The sequence below is a fragment of the Roseomonas rosulenta genome (assembly GCF_016106005.1).
GTDB lineage: Bacteria > Pseudomonadota > Alphaproteobacteria > Acetobacterales > Acetobacteraceae > Neoroseomonas > Neoroseomonas rosulenta.
In genome coordinates this window covers 1-1,664 of sequence record NZ_JACADR010000497.1, presented here as the reverse complement: position 1 = coordinate 1,664, position 1,664 = coordinate 1, and the positions used below count along the sequence as shown (strand labels likewise).

1 protein-coding gene is annotated in these 1,664 nt (G+C 75.9%); it reads right to left on the bottom strand.

Features of this window, described 5'->3' with window-relative positions; all coding sequences use genetic code 11:
* On the bottom strand, nt 1-1,664 hold a 1,664-nt coding region (locus tag HW578_RS26265), incomplete at both ends, for an HWE histidine kinase domain-containing protein (RefSeq protein ID WP_198373653.1).

Genomic DNA, 1,664 nt, shown 5'->3' with positions numbered 1-1,664 from the left:
CGTCCAGCGCGAAGCGCGCGCCGGCGGCGGTGCGCGCCTCCGCGGCGCCGCCGAAGGGCACGAGTTCCTCGGCCAGCAGCGTGCCGAGCGGCGCGCCGGTCCAGCGTTCCGCCGCCAGCAGCGACTGGGCGCGCGCCAGCGCGGCGATGCGCCCCTCGATCAGCCGGGCATAGCCCGCGGCATCCTCGGCGCGCGTCAGGCGCAGGATGGCCTGCACGATCGCGAGCGTGTTGCGCGCGCGGTGGTTCACCTCCTTGGTCAGCAGGTCGCGGCGTTCCTCGGCCTCGCGCCGCTCGGTGATGTCGCGGTTGGTGCCGGCCAGGCGCAGCGGCTTTCCGGTGACGGGGTCCGTGCGGACCACCGCGGCGGTGCTCTCGACCCAGCGCCAGCTGCCATCCGGGCGCTGGTAGCGGTATTCGACCCGGTAGCCGGGCTGCGCGCCGCTACTCACCTGCTCGCGAGCCGTGCGCACGCCGTGGCGGTCGGCCGGATGGATACGCGCGTCCCATTCCGTGACCAGCGTGGGCTCGGCATCGGCCGGCAGGCCGAGGATCTCGAGGGAGCGTCCCGAGCGCGTGGTGATTCCGGTCGCGATGTCGGCCTCCCAGGTGCCGATCCGCCCGGCATCGATCGCGAGGCGCAGCCGCTCCTCGCCTTCGCGCAGCGAGGCCGTGCGCTCCGCGACGCGCTGCTCGAGCCCTTCGAGCGTGGCCTCCAGCGCCTGTTGCCGCCGGTGCACCATCCAGGCGAAGGCCCAGAGCGCAAGCGTGGCCGGGAGTGCCACGAGCAGCAGCGGCATGAGCGAGGCCTGCCAGCGCGCGACGATCCCGGCCCGCTGCTGCGCCACGGCCACGACGACGCCTGTCCGACCCTCGACGCGCCGGAAGGCGACGCGCACGGGCTGGCCGTCGCGCGGCGTCTCGCCGTCCAGCAGGCCGGCCTCCCGGCCCGCCGCGAGGGCCAGCATCAGCGGCCGGTCGGGCGCCAGTTGCGGCGGTGCCTCGCGCATCGCCGGATGCCGCGCGACGATGCGCCCGTCGCTGCGCAGCAGCGCCACGGAGGCACCATGGCCTTCGAGCAGCCGGCCCAACCGTTCGCCCATGCGCCCGGCATGCAGAAGGATGACGATGGCGCCCGGCGTGCCGTCGCGCCGCCGTGCGAGGCTGAAGGCGTGCAGCGGGTTCGCCGGATCGCGGTGGGCCGCGCCGACGACGATCTCGCCGGCGCCGGGCGCGTTCACCGCATCGAGGAAGCCCTGGCCGTAGGCCACGGGGATCGCGGTGGGGGCCGTGGCCGTGCGCAGAAGCACATCGCCCGCCGCGCCGACCACGAGTACATCGAGCACCAGCGGCACGTCCTCGACGACCCGCGCGAGGCGTTCCTGCAGCAGCGACTCGACGGCCGGGATCGCCGCGTCGTCGATGCCGTCGAGGCTGTCGGCGATGCGCGCGGCGAGAAGCGCGTGGCTCTCGATCACGCGCTGGGAGAATTCCGCGGCGGCCTCGGCTGCCGCGCCCAGTTCGCGGTCGACCTCCGACCAGGTGGCGCGCCAGGCGACCCAGGCGCCGGCGCCGAAGATCGCGGCCGGGACCAGCAGCGCCGCCGCCACCAGCGCTGCGAGCCCGCGCCGTGCGCGCCCCGGGGCGGGTGCGGCGGCCATGGGC